Genomic DNA, 17528 nt, shown 5'->3' on the forward strand with positions numbered 1-17528 from the left:
GCGCAAGTATAAATTACAAGATAAAGTATAAACAGAAAGTATAAACATGAAAAGAACCTTGCTTGCCATACCCTTACTGGCTGCCCAGCTTTTTTACGGCTGCCAGAGTGCCTCAGAAACCACTACAGCCACTGCCGAAACTGCCGCTACGGACTCCACGGCAACGGCAGAGCTGTCTGATGAGGAGCTGCTGACGCTGGTGCAGGAGCGTACTTTCCAGTATTTCTGGGATGGTGCCGAGCCTACCTCCGGCCTGGCCCGCGAGCGCATCCACATGGATGGCGTATATCCGCAGAACGACCAGAATGTAGTGACTACCGGTGCCACCGGCTTCGGGCTGATGGCGATTGTTGTGGGCATGGAGCGTGGCTTTATCACGAGGGAAGAAGGCGTGCAGCACCTGCAGAAGATGGTGAATTTCCTGGAGAAGGCTGACCGCTTCCATGGGGCGTGGCCGCATTGGATACAGGGCGAGACAGGCCGAGTAAAGCCTTTCGGCAAGAAGGATAACGGCGGAGATCTGGTAGAAACAGCTTTCCTGGTGCAGGGGCTGCTGACGGTGCGCCAGTACCTGCAGGATGGCAACGAACAGGAAAAGGCGCTGGCTACACAGATAGACAAGCTCTGGAAAGAAGTAGATTGGAACTGGTACCGCAAAGGAGGTCAAAATGTGCTGTATTGGCACTGGAGCCCGGAGTATAACTGGGAGATGAACTTCCCGGTGAGCGGCTACAACGAATGTCTGGTGATGTATGTACTGGCCGCTTCCTCGCCCACACATGGCGTGCCTGCCGAAGTGTACCACGAGGGCTGGGCGCAGAACGGGGACATCAAATCCGATGCAAAGGCTTACGGCCGTGAGGTGGTGCTGAACCACAACGGGCACAAAGGCAGCGTAGGGCCCATGTTCTGGGCGCATTATTCCTACTTAGGCTTAGATCCGCGCGGGCTCACAGACAAGTATGCCGACTACTGGAAGCTTAACCAGAACCACACCATGATCCAACACGACTACTGCGTGGACAACCCGAAAGGCTACAAAGGCTACGGAGAGGATGCCTGGGGCCTGACCTCCAGCTACTCCATGAACGGCTACGCCGGCCACAGCCCGGAAAACGACCTGGGCGTGATCTCTCCAACGGCTGCGCTTTCGTCTTACCCGTACGCCAAGGAAGAATCCCTGAAAGTGATGCGCCATTTGTATGAGGACCTGGGTGACAAGGTGTGGGGTAAGTATGGTTTCTACGATGCCTACTCCGAGGAGCATAACTGGTATACGCCGCGCTACCTGGGCATAGACCAGGGCCCGATTCCGGTGATGATAGAGAACGGCCGCACCGGCTTGCTGTGGGACCTGTTCATGAGCGCCCCGGAAGTGCAAACTGGTTTGAAGAAGCTGGGCTTCCAGAGTCCGCAGTTGAAGTAAGTATAAAGTATAAAATTTATAGCGCGAGCGTCCCCGCTCATAATTAACTATAGTTTGGGCGGTCCAGTCGAGTTGCAAAATCGACACTATTGAAAGTCACCCCGAAAGCTTTCGGGGCGCCAGCAAATAATAGTATGGAACGCCTCTACCTTTGAAGTCGCAGATCCCGGACTTGTTTCGGGAGGGGCAGGGGGATGGCAATCGCTCTGCAGAAATCAACACAGCAGTAAACTATACCGCAAATGAAAAAAGTCTCACAAGCTATACTTGCACTAGCCATACTTTTAGGCAGCAGTATTACGGCGCTGGCGCAGAGCACGCAGATGAGCACCTACTGCAACCCGATCAACATAGACTATACTTATGCCGTGTACGATGCCTACAAAGACATTTCGTACCGCTCCGGTGCCGACCCGGCCGTGGTGGAGTTCCGCAACGAGTACTACATGTTCGTGACCCGCTCCATGGGCTACTGGCACTCCACCGACCTGCAGAACTGGAATTTTATCAAACCGGAGAAGTGGTACTTTCAGGGCTCCAACGCGCCGGCAGCCTTCAACTACAAAGATTCGGTGCTGTACGTAACCGGCGACCCTTCCGGCTCTATGAGCATACTGTATACCGATGACCCTCAGCGCGGCGACTGGAAAGCCACCCCCGGCATCCTGACCAACCTGCAGGACCCGGCGCTGTTTATTGATGATGACGGCAAAGCCTATGTCTACTGGGGCTCCTCCAATACCTATCCCATTAAAGTGCAGGAACTGGACCGGGAAGATCGCTTTAAACCAGTAGGGGAAGTAAAAGAGCTGTTTACGCTGCACGGCGACAAGCATGGCTGGGAGCGCTTCGGCGAGAACCACTCCGACACCACCCTGGCCGGCTATATGGAAGGCGCCTGGATGACGAAGCACAACGGCAAATATTACCTGCAGTATGCCGCACCGGGCACTGAGTTCAACGTGTATGGCGATGGCGTGTACATCGGCGACAGCCCGCTTGGGCCGTTCACTTACGCTCCCAACAACCCGGTGTCGTATAAGCCGGGCGGCTACATGAACGGCGCGGGCCACGGCAGCACCTTGGTTGGCCCGGCAGGCGAGTACTGGCACTTTGGCTCGGCCTCGGTATCGGTAAACATGAACTGGGAGCGCCGCATCAACATGTTCCATACATCTTTTGATAAAGACGGGCTGATGCACGCGGACACTTACTTTGGCGATTACCCACACTATGGTCCGGCTGTGCCGGGCAAGGCCGGAGAGTTTGCCGGCTGGATGCTGCTATCTTACAAGAAACCGGCGAAAGCCTCGTCTGTGCTGGAAAACTTTAAGCCAGAGAACATGCTGGACGAAAGCACCAAAACATTTTGGGTGGCAGAGCAGAACAACGACCAGCAGTGGGTGCAGGTAGACCTGCAGAAGCCCGGCAAAGTATACGCCGTGCAGGTGAATTACCACGACTATAAATCCGACCTCTATGGCAAGGAACCGGGGCTGTACCACCGTTATGTGGTGGAAGGCTCTACGGACGGAAAGAGCTGGCAGACGCTGGTAGACAGAAGCGATAACTACAGAGATGTACCCAACGATTACGTGGAGCTGGGCACCCCGAAAACGGTTCGTTACGTCCGCTTTCGCAATATTCATGCGCCCACGCCTAACCTGGCTATTTCGGGCCTGCGCGTGTTTGGCGTAGGGCAGGGCAAAGCACCGGTCCGTGTCAAGAACTTCAAGGTAAACCGCCAGCAGGACCGCCGCGACGCCATGATCACCTGGGACAGACAAGCCAATGCCCAAGGCTACAACGTGCTGTGGGGCATCGCGCCGGATAAGCTCTACAATTCTTGGATGGTGTACGACGATAACAAGCTGAACCTGAAGAGCCTGGGTGTAGACCAAGGGTATTACTTCACCATCGAAGCCTTCAACGAGAACGGCGTGTCGCAGCGGACGAAGGTGATGAAGGTGGATTGAGAAGCACTAAAAGGTGTTATACTAAACTTAAATTATACTCTAACTGAAGAATAAAACTCTTTCCGGTTTTTCCAGGAGGCGCCTCGAGAGGTTCCGGTGACGAGCCAGAGGCGAGGCGGCCGCAGCGCAGCGAAGGCAGCGCCGAGTGGGAGTTAGTTTACCCCGAAGCATTTCGGGGAGCCCTCGCGGACTTGGAGCGCAGAAAGTATGCGATGAAAAAACCGCTCGTAAATCTTGAGGATGAACGGGAGCTAGCAAGGATAGCTGTGTTGAAGTTGCGGGTAGTAGAGGCTATAGAGAGGCACCCCGAAAGTCTTCGGGGCGCCAGGTGAAGTATAAAGTATGGCGCTGCGGGCCGGTCAGGTGCAAACCTAACATTATAGGCACGGGTTGCAAACTCGCGTGAGCGAGAAGATTTAGGTATCTTGCAAGTATAAAAGTATAGACAAAGTATAAACTAGAAAGTATAGACCGAATGAAAAAATGCTTACTCCTGATCGTGGCGCTGGTATGGCAACTACAAGCGCAGGCCCAACAAAGCAACCCACCCTTCTGGAACGAGATCCAGACCTTTAAGCAGCAGGACAGCGTGGAGATGCCGCCCCAGAACGCCATCCTTTTTGTAGGCAGCTCCTCTATCAGAAAATGGACAAACGTGCAGGAAATGTTCCCGAAGTATACTTTGATTAACCGCGGCTTCGGCGGCTCCACCCTCCTCGACCTCAAACGCTACCTGAACGACATTGTGATCCCGTACCAGCCAAAGCAGATCGTGATCTACTCCGGAGAGAACGATATTGCCGCTGGCAATGTGGAGGCGCCGGAGGTGCTGCAGCGCTTTCAGGATGTGTTCCAAAGTATAAGGCAGGAGCTGCCGCAGGTACCGGTGATGTTTGTGTCCATCAAACCCAGCCCGTCGCGTATCAAGTATAAGCCTATTATAGAAGAATCCAACCGACTGATAAAGGACTACCTGAAAACGCAGCCGAAGACAGCCTATGTGAATGTGTACAAGCCGATGCTGCAGCGTAACGGCAAACCGAAGCCCGAGATATTTATACAGGACAGCCTGCACATGAACCAGCAGGGCTACCAGATCTGGAAGAAAAAGATTAAACCAAGTTTGATAAAATAACCTAATCAAAGAATACATGAAACGAATCATACGTACCGCCCTGGTCATGTCGATCGGATTGGCCAGCACGCAATGCAACACGGCGCAGCAAGGCTCCACCGCCCCGCAAACCGAAACAGCGGAACAAACGCAGACCACAGCCGCTATGGGCAGAAGTACGGCAGACCCGCGCATGCGCCAGTTCGTGGATAGCCTCCTGAGCCAGATGACGCTGGAGGAGAAGATCGGGCAGCTGAACCTGGTATCGGTGGGCTTCGACGTGACCGGGCCGGTGGTGAGCGAGAACGTGGACGAGAACATCCGCAAGGGCAACGTGGGCGGTGTGTTTAACACCTATACCCCGGTGGCGGCCAGAAAGCTGCAGGAGTTTGCCGTAAATAACACGCGCCTGAAGATTCCGCTCTTGTTTGGCTACGACGTGATCCACGGGCACCGCACCATTTTCCCGATTCCGCTGGGCCTCTCCACCAGCTGGGACATGGACGCCATTGAGCGCAGCGCCCGCATCGCCGCTGAAGAGGCCTCTGCCGATGGCCTGAACTGGGTGTTCTCTCCGATGGTGGACATTGCCCGCGATGCCCGATGGGGCCGCATCGCTGAGGGGGCCGGCGAAGACCCGTACCTGGGCTCGCAGGTGGCCAGGGCCATGGTGGAAGGCTATCAGGGCAACGACCTGACCCAGTACAACACCGTGATGGCCTGCGTGAAGCACTTTGCCCTGTACGGTGCCGCCGAGGCCGGCCGCGACTACAACACTGTGGATATGAGTATGAACCGCATGTTCAACGAGTACCTGCCGCCTTACAAGGCAGCCATAGACGCCGGTGCGGGTAGTGTGATGACCTCTTTTAATGAAATTAACGGGGTGCCGGCTACTGGCAACAGGTGGTTGTTCACAGAACTCCTGCGCGACCAATGGGGCTTCGATGGCATGGTGGTGACCGACTACACCGCCATCAACGAGATGATAGCACACGGCGTGGGCGACGAGGCGCACGTAGGGGCACTGGCCCTGAAAGCCGGCGTGGACATGGACATGGTAGGCGAGGTGTTCCTGAAGCACCTGAAGCAGGCAGTGGCGGAAGGCAAGGTAACCGAAGAGGAGATTACCACCGCTGCCCGCCGCATCCTGGAGGCAAAGTATAAACTGGGCCTTTTTGAGGATCCGTACAAGTACGCCGATGAGCAGCGCGCCAAGACAACTATCATGAAGCCGGAGTACCGCCAGGCGGCCCGCGAGATTGCCCGTAAAAGCATGGTACTCCTGAAAAATGAGAAGCAGGTGCTGCCGTTGAAGAAGACCGGCACCATTGCCCTGGTTGGCCCGCTGGCCAAAAATCAGCGCGACCTGATAGGTAACTGGAGCGGCGCCGGCGACTGGAAGCAGGCTGTGTCGCTGGAGCAGGGAATCCGCAATGTGGCGGACAGCAGCATCAAGATCAACTATGCCAAAGGAGCCAATATTACTGACGATGAGCAGATGATCCAGCGCCTGAACGCGCATGGCGGCGAGCTGCAGATAGACAAGCGTTCTTCGGAGCAGATGATTGCCGAGGCTGTGAAGGTTGCCAAATCCTCTGATGTGATCGTGGCTGTGGTAGGCGAGGCACAGGGCATGACAGGGGAGGCCGCCAGCCGCGCCGACATTACCCTGCCGGGCAAGCAGCGTGAACTGTTGATGGCCCTGAAGAAAACCGGTAAGCCGCTGGTGGTGGTACTGATGAACGGTCGTCCGCTGGCCCTGGCCTGGGAGGATGAGAATGCCGATGCCATCCTGGAAACCTGGTTTGCCGGTACCGAGGCAGGCAATGCCATTGCCGATGTGCTGTTCGGGGAATATAACCCGTCCGGTAAACTTACCGCCACTTTCCCGCAGGTGGTGGGTCAGATCCCGCTGTACTACAACCACAAAAACACCGGCCGTCCGTACAACGGGCAGCTATTGGACAAGTATAAATCGCGCTACATGGACGTGACGAACGATCCGCTGTACCCGTTCGGTTATGGCCTGAGCTATACCACCTTCAACTACTCGCAGCCAAAGCTCAGCAAGAGCACCATCAGCCCTAGTGAGAGTGTGGAAGTAACGGTAAACGTGCAGAACACCGGCAACTTCGATGGTGAGGAAGTAGTGCAGCTGTACGTGCAGGATGTGGTGGGAACGATCACCCGCCCGGTGAAGGAGCTGAAAGGATTCGAGAAGATCAGCCTTAAAAAAGGCGAGAGCAAAACGGTGACCTTTACCATCGAGCCGGAAGACCTGAAGTTCTACAACAACGACCTGGACTTTGTACTGGAGCCGGGTGAGTTTAAGGTATATGTTGGCACCAACTCCCGCGACGTGAAGGAGGCCAGCTTCACCGTGACAGAGTAAAAGACAATTAGGTTGAGTAGCCGTCGCTAGCCCTGAAAAGCCGGCGGCGGCACAACCTTTTATCAGCAAAGGTTGAAGCACGACCAACCCTTAGTACATCAAGATGCACATCTATCGGATTACACCATATAGGAAGAAAGCCGCCCACACGATTCGAGCAATCGGGATGGCGGCCTTCTTTTTGTTTATCTGCACCTATTGTAGCCCCAAAAAAGATGCCCGGGAAGAGACTTTTGAGCGGGAGGTGGTAGACAAAGATCCGCCTGTTGCCCCTCTCTCTCCGGAAGAAAGCATCAGCAAAATGGTGCTCCCGCCTGGGTACCGGGTAGAGCTGGTGGCCAGCGAGCCGATGGTGCAGGAGCCCGTCGCGCTTGCCTGGGACGGAAACGGCAGAATGTATGTGGCGGAGATGAACACCTACATGATCGATTCGGAGGGCTCGAACCAGTTTGCACCTACCAGCCGCATCAAGTTGCTGGAGGACACGAACGGCGACGGCAAGATGGATAAGTATACCATTTTTGTCGATAGCCTGGTGCTGCCGCGCGTGGTACTGCCCCTCGGCGACCAGGTGCTGGTGCAGGAAACCAACCTGAAGCACATCTGGAGCTATCGCGACACCAACGGAGACGACAAAGCCGACGAGAAGAAAATGGTGTTCCGCAACGAAGAGATCGACCTGAGAAACCTGGAGCACCAGAACGGTGGCCTGATGTGGAACCGCGACAACTGGATTTACCCTACCCGCGATAACCTGCGCTACAAGTATAAAAACGGTGTGCTGGAGGCAGACACCATGATCGACAACATGACAGGGCAGTGGGGCATCACCAACGACGACTATGGCCGTCTATACTTTTCAGAAGCCGGCCCGGGCTTGCCTGCCGTGCAGATACAACAGATGCCCGCCTACGGTGCCCTGAATTTCAAGGATCAGTTTACGCCGGAGTTTGCTGTGCCGTGGCCCATCATCGGGACGACGGATGCGCAGGGTGGGGAAAAGGCGCTGCGCCCGGAAGACAACACTTTAAACCATTTCACCTCGGGCTGCGGCCAGTCCATCTACCGCGGCGATCGGATGCCAAAAGATATGGTTGGAGATTATTTTATAGCGGAGCCGGTGGGGCGTATTATCAAGCGGGGTAAGATTAAAAATAAAGAAGGCAAAATTGTGATTGACAATGTGTACGAAGGGAAGGACTGGCTGGCGTCAGCGGACTTTAACTTCCGTCCCATCAACACTTATACCGGTCCGGACGGAGCGTTATACATCGTGGACATGTACCATGGCATTATACAGGAAAGCGAGTGGTCGGGGCCAGGCACGTACCTGGGCAGCATCATTGAGCAAAAAGAGCTGTACAAGAACAGGGGCATGGGGCGCATCTACCGTGTGGTGCACGAAGACCATGAACTGGACAAGCAACGCCCGAACATGCTGGATGAACCTGCCAGCAAACTGGTAACGTACCTGCAGCACCCCAACGGCTGGTGGCGCGACAATGCACAGACCTTGCTGGTGCTCAGAAACGATAAATCGGTTATCCCAACCCTGCAGAAGATCGCCTTGGGTAAGAAGGCCACGCTGAAGAAGAAGCCGAACGATGTGACACGGGTTCATGCACTGTGGACGCTGGAGGGCCTGGGTGCCATGAACAAAGAGGTGCTGTTCAAAGCCCTTGCTGATGCTGATCCTCAAATCAGAAAAACGGCGGTTTGGATAAGCGAAATGTATACTAAGCAAAATGACCAGGAGGTGATCGAGAAGCTCAGCGACCTGAAAAACGACCCCAGCCCTGATGTGCGCCTCCAGCTTTCCCTGTCGCTGCGCTCAAATGATACGGAGCAGGCGAAGCAGGTGGTAAAAGACCTTCTGGCCGCCTACCCCAACGACGAAGTCATGCAATCGTCTTACAAATCATTTGTGGAAACGCACAGGAGAATTGCGGAAGAGCGGGAAAGAGTGAAAAACATCAGCCCCGAAGACAGGGCTTTGATCGCGAAGGGAGCAGTAATTTATAACCAGCTGTGCACCAATTGCCACGGGCCCCAGGGCAAAGGGATACAGGTGGGCGGACGCATGCCGGCACCACCGCTGGCTGGGTCTCCCCGCCTGAGAGGCACTGATAAAATACTGCCCATCGAGATTATGATGCACGGCTTGCAAGGGCCCATAGACGGCAAAGAGTATGCGGATATGATGCCCTCCATGGCAGGCCAGAGCGACGAGTGGATCGCAGCGGTGCTTAGCTATGTGCGCAACAGCAGCGACCTTGGCAACAAAGCCTCCGTGATTAGACCCGAAGAGGTGAAAGAAGTACGCGATCGTATTGAACTGATACCTGGTGGCGCAACGCTGCAGTACCTGGAAGTACACAAAGGCTACCGCACCACGCAACGCAACTGGGCTGATGAAAAGTAAGCGGAAGAAACCATGCACCTGAAAAACAAGATCATACTTTTACTGGCACTTTATGCGCTGCCCGTGATGCCGTTGCTGGCACAGGAGGCGACCTTTACCAACAGCATCGGGATGGAGTTTGTGCTGATAAAGCCAGGAAAAATGGTGGTTGGCAAATTTCAGCCGACGGTAAGCCCGTACGTGGGGCCTCAGCCTGGTCAGGACAGGGAGTTTCTTCCGCCGGCGGCTTACAAAGAGGCGAAGGAAATGGCGGCAGCGGCTGCCATGCCCGGCTTTACGGTATCCCTGGACTGCCCTTATTATATAGGCAAGTATGAGGTAACGCAGGAGCAATGGGAGAAGGTAATGGGAAGCAACCCTTCTTTTTTCAAGGGCGATAAAGTGGCCGGAGACGCCGGGAAGCACCCTGTCGGGAATGTTACCTGGAAAGATGCTCGGAAGTTTATCAAAAAGCTGAACAAGCTGGACAAGCAATATACTTACCGGCTGCCCACGGAGTTCGAGTGGGAGTATGCCGCGCGCGCAGGAACTGAGGATGATATTGCGTGGGGAGAGGCGCGGGCAATGGGGGTGATCAGCGACACAACCACCCGTGCGGTAGGTTCCAAACAGCCGAACGCCTGGGGCCTGCACGATATGATCGGTAATGTATGGGAGTGGGTGGACGATTATTACAACGAGCAAATATTTGCCGATCCGGTTCCTCCCCGAAAGGGCACCCAGCACGTGCTGAAAGGCGCCTCTTTTACCGGCGATGCCAAAAATGCCACCTACATGACGCATGCCGCCGGTCCGGGCAATGGCTTCGACGTCGGTTTTCGGGTGGTCGTGGAGGCCAGGCCCTAATTCTTATCAACCTTTCTAAAAGAGATCTATGCGGCTGATACATACTTTAACGGTCCTTTTATTCATTTTTATTTGCCATGTCGCCTTTATTTGCCATGCCGCCAATGCGCAGGTACCGGAAGGGTTCAAGCCGATCTTTAACGGAAAGAACCTGAACGGGTGGCACATCTCCCGCACTACCCACCAGGGCACCACTCCGGATGTTCGGGTAGAGAAGGGGACGATCGTGCTGCGGCAAAATCCCTATGGGCAGGGGGGCGTGCTGTTGTCTGATAAGAAGTATAAGAATTTTGACCTTTACCTGGAGGCCAAGATTGATTCGTTTACGAATGGCGGCATCTTTATCCGGTCCTCCGAAAGCGGTATGGCATACCAAATAGAGCTGGACGATGCTGCCGGCAGTACCGGCCATCTGTTAGGGGAGCGGATGCAGGTGAGTGTGCCCGCCAAGGCAACAGACCGCCCTAAGGTATGGAAGCCAAACGACTGGAACTCGTTCCGGATACGGATGGTAGGCGAGGAGCCGCGCATCACGCTTTGGATAAATGGCGTGAAAATGTGGGAAGTAAAACAGCCCAGGAATGATTTTGTAGCCGGGGCTACCGAAGGTATGATCGGCTTCCAATCCCACTGGACCGCCTTATACTCCCCTGTAGCCGGCGATTGCTGTGGCTTGAACTTATGGGCCCCGGGTGCAGAACACCGTTTCCGGAACATTGCCATCAAGGAACTGGGTGAGGATTTGGAAGAATAACGGATTCAGAAGGCAAGTGCCATTAGTATACAGACGGTAATTAAACTTAAGTAAAAGTATAAACAGATCGATATGACAAAGTATAAACTCCCTTTACTGGCGCTGCTGTTGCTGCTGCTGGCAAATATGAAGGTACAGGCGCAGAAAGGGCTGGAGGCTTACGAGCACAAAGTATACGTGCAGGGCAACGATACGCTGCCTTACCGCATCCTGTACCCGAAGAACTTTAACCCCGACGAAAAATACCCGCTGGTGTTGGTGCTGCACGGGGCCGGTGAGCGCGGTGATGACAACAAAGCGCAGTTGGCCTACGGACCGGAGCTTTTCTGGGTGAACCAGGAGAAGTACCCGGCCATCGTTGTGTTCCCGCAGTGCCCGAAAGACAGCTACTGGTCCAACGTCAACATCGTGACGTCGGAGAACGGCAAGCGCACCTTCAACTTTCAAAAGGGTGGGAAGCCAACCAAAGCCATGAGCGCGCTGCTGGGCCTGCTGAAGGAGCTGGAGAAAAGCGGCCAGGTAGACAAGGAGCGCATGTATGTGGGAGGCCTGTCGATGGGCGGCATGGGCACCTTTGAGCTGCTGTGGCGCAAGCCCAGAACCTTTGCCGCCGCCTTCCCTATCTGCGGGGGCGGCGCACCGGAAACAGCCAGGAAGTATGCGAAGAAGATCGGCGGCATCTGGATCTTCCATGGGGAGGAGGACAGCGTGGTGCCGGTGGAGCACTCCAGAATCATGGCCGGGGCCATAGAGACCGCCGGCGGCGACGTGAAGCTAACCGTTTACCCGGGCGTGGACCACAACAGCTGGGACTATGCCTTCTATGAACTCGAGCTGTTGCCGTGGCTGTTCTCGCACGAGAAATAAAGTATGGTATTATTTGGAGGCAGAGGCTTGATAGTCATAGTCTTAGCTACGGAGCAAGGACCAAGTCTCCCTTCGAAGGGGGCAGGGGAATGATAATCGTCCACGCGTATACCCCCCTTTTCTGCAAGGTCGTTTCATTCCAATAAATCTGGTTAAAATGATTTGTCATTCTGTTAAGAAACTTGATGGATGGGAGGTTAAGCTTTTGCTACTTGCTACCAAGATCCTTTCAGGATGACAGGAAAAAAGAGAATGAAACGACCCTGCACCGAGCGTAGCTCTATAGGGGTGGGTTTGGCTGAAGTCGAATTAAGCAAAGCGAACTTCGAAATGATGCTCCTCGCCGCTGTAGCGATACCGAAGCTGCCACCCATGAGCCTCGCAGATGCCTTTGGCAATGGCTAGGCCCAAACCGGTAGACTGCCCGCTGTTAGCCCGGCCCTTCTTAAAACGCGCATACAGCTGGTCTTCCGTCAGGGTTAGGGGTGCCCCGGAATTTGCCACCTCCAGCCGCTCCGGCGACAGCCGAATACTTACTTTACCGTTTTCCGGCGTATAGCGCAAGGCGTTGGCCAGCAGGTTAGAGAGCAGGATGTCTATCAGGTAACGGTTGGCTTGCAGGGCTGTGGCAGAAATTTCGGTCTGCAGCGCGATGTGCTTCATCTCAAACAAGTCCTCCATCTGGTCCAGTTGCGCCTGCAGGAGTGGGCGAAGGTCAAGCTGTTCTTTTTCTTCGAAAGCACGGTTTTCCAGTTTGGTAAGGAGCAGCAGGTTTTTGTTGATGCGTGAGAGGCGGCTAACGCTGTCGCGGGCCAGGGCCAGGTGGTGCATCATTTCCCCGGAGATGGGGTACTGGCTCAGCCTGTCCAGCTTGGCCTGGATAATGGCCAGCGGGGTCTGAATCTCATGCGAGGCATTTTCGGTAAACTCGCGCAGGGCCAGGTACTCCTGCCTGCTCCGCTGCGTCTGTTCCTGCAGGGCCAGCTGCATTTCCCGGAACTCCTGCACATTCGACGGCTGCAGCTGCAAGGGGCTGCCGGAGCTGACGGAGTGGCTGCGGTATACTTTCAGGTTCTGGAAAAAAGGCTGCCAGATGCTGCGGGCCGCAAAGTAGTTCACCAGCAGGCCCGTACAACCCAGCAGCAGCGCCATCACCAGAAAAACGGCAAAGATAGTGAGGTAATAATCCGCCCAGCCCACATGGGCGTCCATCACCATAATGCTGTAGGTCTTCCCGTTTATACTTTTAACAGAGCGTAGGTAGCGATAATCCTCATGCTCCAGCTGCAACCGGTCGAACACAACGGAGTCGCCATACATTGTAGAGGGGCGGGCGGTGGAATTTAGTTGCCGCACGTCCGTCAGCGGGAAGCTGGGCATCTGGCCCTGCGCAATCTGGGCGGAAATGAGCTCCTCTTGTAAGGCAAGCTCCTCGTCTATCTCAAGCTGCGCCTGCCGCTGAAGTATAAAGTATAAAAGCGTGCTGCACACGGCCAGCACCACCGCAGAAGAAACCAGGTAAGCCTTGTTTATCTTTTGCAGCAGCCTCATGCCGACTCCCATTTGTAGCCCATGCCATACATGGTTTTGATATGGTCGTTGCCGGTGCTGGCGCGTAGCTTCTTGCGCAGGTTACGGATGTGCAGGTAGATAAAATTGAAATTGTCGGCCATGTCGTAGCTGTTGCCCCACAGGTGCTCGGCAATGGCCTGCTGGCTTACCACACGGTTCTGGTTCAGGATGAGGTAGAGCAGCAGCTCATACTCTTTGCGGGTAAGCGTCAGCGCTTCGTCTCTTACGTGCACCGTTTTGGCGGCCGTGTCAATCAGCACTTCTCCGGCTTTTATCTCGGGTGTTCCGCTTAGGCTCTTCCTCCGGATCAGGGCGTTAATGCGGGCATTCAGTTCCTCCAGGTGAAAAGGTTTGGTAATGTAGTCATCGGCGCCCAGGTTCAGGCCCTCCAGCTTATCAGGCAGCGAGTCTTTGGCAGACAGGATGAGAACGCCAGCATCCGGGCGGTGTTTCTTCAGGTGGCGCAGCAGCTGCAGGCCATCGCCGTCAGGCAGGGAAATATCCAGCACAATGGTGTCGTACTCATAGAGCAGCATCTTGTCCTCGGCTTCGGCATAATTTCCAGCTAACTCACACAGGTATCCCCGCTCCGTCAGGTAGCTGGCCGTTTCTTCCCGTAGCGCCTGCTCGTCCTCTACAATCAGTAGCTTCATACTGGTTATCTGCGGTATTGTAGTACATTTTTACTTAGCTGTAAGTATACTATAAATTGCCTCAATAATGGTTCTAAATAAACATTCGCAGGCTTTTCTATAGATTTTCTACAGAATTATTTGCGCTATTAGCACTACAAATTATGCTCTTTTAAAAAGAAGATGTGAAAACTGCACGCTTTTTGAATGTATGGATAGTAGCATTTGCTGCAGAACCTAAATTAGAGAGAAGATGATGATAAAGAGAGCCTTTTTTGCCTTGTTTTTTGGACTGACCCTGACCCTTAGCAACGCTTTTGCCGGCACCCCGGTGTCGCCGAAAGGATGGAACATAACCTATGCCGAAGCCGCCGCCGAGGCTAAAGCCGAGCACAAGCCTATTATGATGGTATTTGCCGGCTCAGACTGGTGCAAGCCCTGCATCATGCTGCGCAAGGAAGTATGGGAGTCGGAGGCGTTTAAAGAGTATGCAGCCGATAACCTGGTGCTGCTGGAGCTGGATTTCCCGAGAATGAAAAAGAACCAGCTGCCTGCCGACCAGACAAAGCGCAACGAGGAACTGGCTGCCAAGTATAACCCGGAGGGTATTTTCCCGCTGGTGGTGCTTACCGACGAGAACGGTAACGTAATCGCCAAGACGGGCTATAAAGCCGGCGGCCCTGAAAAATACATTGAGCACCTGAAACAGCTCCAGAAGAACTAATTTTAAGATGCCCACTTTAACAAAAGTGGGCATCTTTTTCGTATATGCTTTTATGCTTAAACGCCTTTTTATACTTTGGATGATCTGCTGTGCGGGCCTGATGCAGGTGCAGGCGCAGCGCCTGCCTACCAAAGAGCCTGAGGCTCAGAAGAAAGTGCTGAAACTGATGGGCACCCGCTTTGAGCTGGTTGCCGTCAGCCATGATCCGCAGAAAGCCTGGGAAGCCATAGACGCCGGCATAAAAGAGATCCAACGCATCGAGGCGCTTATTTCAGAGTGGCAAACTACCTCCCAAACCAGCGAGATAAACCGCAATGCCGGCATCAAACCCGTAGTGGTAGACGAGGAGCTCTATGACCTGATCAGCCGCAGCAACCGAATCTCCCAGATGACGGGCGGCGCATTTGATATTTCGTTTGCCTCTATCTACAACGTCTGGAAGTATGACGGCAGCATGAAAACTGTTCCCTCGCCCGAGGAAGTGGCCGCCTCTGTCTCCAAAATCAATTATAAAAACATCATCCTGAACCCTAAAGACCACAGCGTGTACCTGAAAGAACCGGGCATGAAGATTGGCTTCGGGGCTATTGGCAAAGGCTATGCCGCCAACCGCGCCCGCGATGTAATGCGCGAGATGGGAATAGCCGGGGGGGTGGTAAACGCTGCCGGCGACATGGTGACCTGGGGCAAGCAGGCCAATGGCGAGCCGTGGTACGTGGGCATTGCCGACCCGGCTGAGAAAGACAAGGTATTCTCGTGGCTCACTGCCGATAACACTGCCGTTGTTACCTCCGGCAATTACGAAAAGTATGTGGACCTGGGTGGCAAGCGCTACTCGCACATCATTGACCCCAGAACAGGCTATCCTGCCGAAGGCTTGAAAAGCGTGACGGTGGTGTGCCCAAACGGGGAACTGGCCGATGCGCTGGCTACTGCCGTGTCGGTGCTGGGGCCGGAGGAGGGGCTGTACCTGATAAACCAGCTAAAAGGCGTGGAATGCCTTCTGGTGACCGATGACGATAAGATCGTGACCTCCGAGAAACTAAACCTGCATTTTTACCAAAATAAAAAGAAACCTGCCGATGCCACTGCCGCAAGTGGTAAAGAGCAGATGAAATAACTATGAAAAAGCGAAAAATGGTACTGATGGTATTCCCGCTGCTGGCTATGCTTAGCAGCTGCGAAGCCGTGAAGCCTTACCAGAAAACTTACCTGAATGAGGAGGAGATGAAGCTGAGCGCCAGAAAACTGGAGAGCTTTGAAACGAATTTCGAGTCGTACCGGGAAGGTGCCTCCGGAGCAAACGGCGGTAAAGTGGGAGGAGGTTGCGGATGCAATTAAGATACAAGACTACAGCCCTTGCGGCAGCCTTTGCGATGGTTGCCAGTGGCGCCTTTGCCCAAAACACTGCTGCTGAGGCCTCCAAGCGTGTACAGGAGCTGCCTCCCGCCGATGTGAATATCCTGGCCAGCTACTACAGCCAGGACGGCAACCATTCGCCTGTGACGGGCGGCATCGGCACCGAGGAGCTGACGGACGTAACGCCCACCGTGATCGTAAACGTGCCGCTCGACACCGTTACGAACCTGCTGGTAAACTTCGGGATGGACTTTTACTCATCGGCCTCTACCGACAAGATTGACTATAACGTGTCTTCGGCCTCCAGCTCGGATATGCGTACGCACATTAATGTGGGCCTGAGCCGGCGCAACAGCCTGAGCCGGGTTACCAAGAGCGTTACGGTGGGCGGCTCTAACGAGTATGACTATAACTCGTTCTCGCTGGCGGGCAGCTGGGCCCAGGAGTCGCAGGACGGGAACCGGGAGGTGAGCTTTGCAGGGCAGATTTTTATAGATAAATGGAAGATCATTTACCCGATAGAGCTTCGCGGCCGCGGCGACCTGGTGGACACCGACAAGCGCCAGTCTTTCAATTTTACTGCTACTGTGTCGCAGGTGATTACCAAGAGGTTCCAGGCCTCGCTTACGGCTGACGTGGTATACCAAACAGGGCTGCTATCCACACCGTTCCATAGGGTATATGTGCAGGAGCAGGAGGAGGCACTGGTAGAGCAGCTGCCCGACAGCCGCCTGAAGTTTCCGATTGGTCTGCGCGCCAACTACTATATCAGCGATCTGCTGACGGCGCGCATGTTCTACCGCTTTTACACCGACGACTGGGGCATAACAGGCAACACGATAGAGCTGGAGACGCCGTTTAAAATGGGACCGTTCTTCTCTATCTATCCGTTCTACCGCTTCCACACCCAAACCGCCGCCGACTACTTTGCACCCTACAAGGAACACTCGCTCAGCGAGGAATTTTATACTTCTGATTACGACCTGTCAGAGCTGAGCAGCCATAAGGTAGGCCTGGGTGTGCGCTACTCCCCGCTGTTTGGCGTGGCCAAGTTCGGCTTGCCTTTCACCAGCAACGACACCAAGCTCAAAAGTATAGAACTACGTGCCTCCCAGTACTGGCGCAGCGACGGCCTCAAGGCCTTCCTGATCAGCACGGACCTGGGTTTTACCATTCCATCAGAGTAAAAGTATAGTATAGAAAGAGAGAGGCCACTGCAACAGTGGCCTCTCTCTTTTTATCCGTCTATCGTAGTTGCCTGTTTCAGAAGTATAAGTTTTGTCATCTTTTGTCATCAGCAGAAGTATAAACCCAGCGCTAAGAGCTACGCTCGTTAGTTCAAAACTCCCGTTTTGGCTAGTCCAGAAGAGGGGAATTCACCCGAGCCCGACACTCCCCTAAGAACTGGGGAGGGAGTTTCTGCAGCACCGGGCCCGACCAC

The 17528-nt window shown here is 54.5% G+C and carries 14 protein-coding genes; 12 read left to right on the forward strand and 2 right to left on the reverse strand.

The genetic code is table 11. From position 1 onward, the window contains the following. Window positions 1-46: 46 nt before the first annotated feature. The 8 genes from FJM65_RS09745 to FJM65_RS09780 all read left to right on the forward strand — a co-directional run bounded on the left by FJM65_RS09745 (window position 47) and on the right by FJM65_RS09780 (window position 11800). Window positions 47-1426, forward strand: a complete 1380-nt coding sequence (locus tag FJM65_RS09745) for a glucoamylase family protein (RefSeq protein ID WP_140621312.1) — start codon at window positions 47-49, stop codon at window positions 1424-1426. A 242-nt stretch (window positions 1427-1668) separates the two neighbouring features. Continuing rightward, a complete protein-coding gene (locus FJM65_RS09750; protein ID WP_140621313.1) occupies window positions 1669-3402 on the forward strand; it encodes a family 43 glycosylhydrolase in 1734 nt (577 codons plus the stop codon). 475 nt (window positions 3403-3877) lie between these two features. Continuing rightward, entirely contained in the window at window positions 3878-4537 is a 660-nt protein-coding gene (locus FJM65_RS09755; RefSeq protein WP_140621314.1) for an SGNH/GDSL hydrolase family protein, read from the forward strand. A gap of 16 nt (window positions 4538-4553) precedes the next feature. Next, a complete protein-coding gene (bglX, locus tag FJM65_RS09760; protein ID WP_239022903.1) occupies window positions 4554-6911 on the forward strand; it encodes a beta-glucosidase BglX in 2358 nt (785 codons plus the stop codon). A gap of 103 nt (window positions 6912-7014) precedes the next feature. Continuing rightward, entirely contained in the window at window positions 7015-9333 is a 2319-nt protein-coding gene (locus tag FJM65_RS09765; protein ID WP_239022904.1) for a DUF7133 domain-containing protein, read from the forward strand. A 12-nt stretch (window positions 9334-9345) separates the two neighbouring features. Next, a complete protein-coding gene (locus FJM65_RS09770; protein WP_239022905.1) occupies window positions 9346-10179 on the forward strand; it encodes a formylglycine-generating enzyme family protein in 834 nt (277 codons plus the stop codon). 28 nt (window positions 10180-10207) lie between these two features. Beyond that, the gene (locus FJM65_RS09775) at window positions 10208-10933 is read left to right on the forward strand and encodes a 3-keto-disaccharide hydrolase (RefSeq protein ID WP_140621316.1); all 726 of its coding nucleotides are present in this window, start codon (window positions 10208-10210) and stop codon (window positions 10931-10933) included. Between the two features lie 72 nt (window positions 10934-11005). After that, window positions 11006-11800, forward strand: a complete 795-nt coding sequence (locus FJM65_RS09780) for a carboxylesterase family protein (protein WP_140621317.1) — start codon at window positions 11006-11008, stop codon at window positions 11798-11800. 309 nt (window positions 11801-12109) lie between these two features. Here the strand turns inward: FJM65_RS09780 and FJM65_RS09785 are convergent, their stop codons facing one another. Together FJM65_RS09785 and FJM65_RS09790 are read right to left on the reverse strand one after the other, a co-directional pair. Continuing rightward, window positions 12110-13351 (reverse strand): sensor histidine kinase, encoded by a 1242-nt coding sequence (locus FJM65_RS09785; RefSeq protein WP_181163685.1) that lies wholly within the window; start codon window positions 13349-13351, stop codon window positions 12110-12112. Beyond that, a complete protein-coding gene (locus tag FJM65_RS09790) occupies window positions 13348-14025 on the reverse strand; it encodes a response regulator transcription factor (protein ID WP_140621319.1) in 678 nt (225 codons plus the stop codon). Before FJM65_RS09790 ends, FJM65_RS09785 begins: the two co-directional genes overlap by 4 nt. Before the next feature lie 232 nt (window positions 14026-14257). On the opposite strand from FJM65_RS09790, the gene FJM65_RS09795 reads away from it, so the two are divergent. The 4 genes from FJM65_RS09795 to FJM65_RS09810 are packed head-to-tail and all read left to right on the forward strand — an operon-like array spanning window position 14258 to window position 17274. Further along, window positions 14258-14728: a thioredoxin family protein gene (locus FJM65_RS09795; RefSeq protein ID WP_239022906.1), complete on the forward strand. Its 471-nt coding sequence runs from the start codon at window positions 14258-14260 to the stop codon at window positions 14726-14728. 52 nt (window positions 14729-14780) lie between these two features. After that, window positions 14781-15848 carry an FAD:protein FMN transferase gene (locus FJM65_RS09800; RefSeq protein WP_140621320.1) on the forward strand — a complete coding sequence of 356 codons (1068 nt, stop codon included), beginning with the start codon at window positions 14781-14783 and terminating at the stop codon, window positions 15846-15848. 2 nt (window positions 15849-15850) lie between these two features. After that, window positions 15851-16069 carry a DUF4266 domain-containing protein gene (locus tag FJM65_RS09805; RefSeq protein WP_140621321.1) on the forward strand — a complete coding sequence of 73 codons (219 nt, stop codon included), beginning with the start codon at window positions 15851-15853 and terminating at the stop codon, window positions 16067-16069. Continuing rightward, window positions 16060-17274: a DUF3570 domain-containing protein gene (locus FJM65_RS09810; RefSeq protein WP_140621322.1), complete on the forward strand. Its 1215-nt coding sequence runs from the start codon at window positions 16060-16062 to the stop codon at window positions 17272-17274. The genes FJM65_RS09805 and FJM65_RS09810 overlap by 10 nt, the downstream gene beginning before the upstream one ends. The last annotated feature ends 254 nt before the right edge of the window (window positions 17275-17528 follow it).

The sequence above is a fragment of the Pontibacter mangrovi genome, assembly GCF_006385705.1.
GTDB classification, from domain to species: Bacteria; Bacteroidota; Bacteroidia; order Cytophagales; family Hymenobacteraceae; genus Pontibacter; species Pontibacter mangrovi.

Excerpts from the sequence above, each read along its gene's own strand:
- FJM65_RS09755 (WP_140621314.1), top strand. The coding sequence starts at position 3,878 with ATGAAAAAATGCTTACTCCTGATCGTGGCGCTGGTATGGCAACTACAA.
- FJM65_RS09775 (WP_140621316.1), top strand. The coding sequence starts at position 10,208 with ATGCGGCTGATACATACTTTAACGGTCCTTTTATTCATTTTTATTTGC.
- FJM65_RS09785 (WP_181163685.1), bottom strand. The coding sequence starts at position 13,351 with ATGAGGCTGCTGCAAAAGATAAACAAGGCTTACCTGGTTTCTTCTGCG.
- FJM65_RS09770 (WP_239022905.1), top strand. The coding sequence starts at position 9,346 with ATGCACCTGAAAAACAAGATCATACTTTTACTGGCACTTTATGCGCTG.
- FJM65_RS09745 (WP_140621312.1), top strand. The coding sequence starts at position 47 with ATGAAAAGAACCTTGCTTGCCATACCCTTACTGGCTGCCCAGCTTTTT.
- bglX (WP_239022903.1), top strand. The coding sequence starts at position 4,554 with ATGAAACGAATCATACGTACCGCCCTGGTCATGTCGATCGGATTGGCC.
- FJM65_RS09800 (WP_140621320.1), top strand. The coding sequence starts at position 14,781 with ATGCTTAAACGCCTTTTTATACTTTGGATGATCTGCTGTGCGGGCCTG.
- FJM65_RS09790 (WP_140621319.1), bottom strand. The coding sequence starts at position 14,025 with ATGAAGCTACTGATTGTAGAGGACGAGCAGGCGCTACGGGAAGAAACG.
- FJM65_RS09795 (WP_239022906.1), top strand. The coding sequence starts at position 14,258 with ATGATGATAAAGAGAGCCTTTTTTGCCTTGTTTTTTGGACTGACCCTG.
- FJM65_RS09805 (WP_140621321.1), top strand. The coding sequence starts at position 15,851 with ATGAAAAAGCGAAAAATGGTACTGATGGTATTCCCGCTGCTGGCTATG.
- FJM65_RS09780 (WP_140621317.1), top strand. The coding sequence starts at position 11,006 with ATGACAAAGTATAAACTCCCTTTACTGGCGCTGCTGTTGCTGCTGCTG.
- FJM65_RS09750 (WP_140621313.1), top strand. The coding sequence starts at position 1,669 with ATGAAAAAAGTCTCACAAGCTATACTTGCACTAGCCATACTTTTAGGC.
- FJM65_RS09810 (WP_140621322.1), top strand. The coding sequence starts at position 16,060 with ATGCAATTAAGATACAAGACTACAGCCCTTGCGGCAGCCTTTGCGATG.
- FJM65_RS09765 (WP_239022904.1), top strand. The coding sequence starts at position 7,015 with ATGCACATCTATCGGATTACACCATATAGGAAGAAAGCCGCCCACACG.